General features: G+C 65.7%; 1 protein-coding gene. It reads left to right on the forward strand.

The window, feature by feature from the left end; genetic code table 11:
• A partial coding sequence (locus MUB46_RS24480) for a hypothetical protein (RefSeq protein WP_261618531.1) occupies nucleotides 1-647 on the forward strand: 647 nt, incomplete at both ends.

A 647-nucleotide genomic window follows, 5' to 3' on the forward strand; every position in this document is an offset into this window, starting at 1 on the left:
GGAATTAAGTCCGAACCGGCCGGGCCGCAGCAGGTGGCCCGCGACGTGATTCTGACGGGCAACGCCTCACCGGAAGTCAACGACGCACTCGACGAACTCGCCGATGCCGACGATCGGGGCGCGGCCATTGCGGAGCAACTGCTTGCACTGATGAGCGAAGCCCGCGCACGGTTTCCTGGCGTCGCATCGCAGGACGATCTTGACCGGCTGTTCGCGGCTGATCGAACGGCTGCCTACTGGTGGGAGAGATATTCGGCGCGCTTCGACGACCTGTCCGCGAAGCTTCAGCAGGCGATGCACGATGCCGGCATTGTGTGGCGCTCGACGTTCGACACCCTCGCACAGTGGGAAGACCGCGCGGTCGAGGCAGCCAATCCGCAATGGACCGATGCGCACGAGCTGGAACTCGTGGCTGTCCTGCGTGAAGCGGGGCTGACCGACGAGGGTATCGCCGCCCTGTGGCATGGCATGGCCGAAGTCACGCTGACGGCGCCTATGGCGCAGCCGATCCTGCTTGCCGCCGCGCGGTTCAAGAGCGGCAAGGCGCTGTCGACGCAGGCGGACGCGACACAGGGCATTGTCGCCTATCTCCGGGGCCTGCTCGACGACGAAACCGCATTGCATGAACTGCTGTCGGGCAAGCCGAC

The organism is Microbaculum marinisediminis (assembly GCF_025397915.1).
In the GTDB taxonomy this organism is placed as follows: Bacteria; Pseudomonadota; Alphaproteobacteria; order Rhizobiales; family Tepidamorphaceae; genus Microbaculum; species Microbaculum marinisediminis.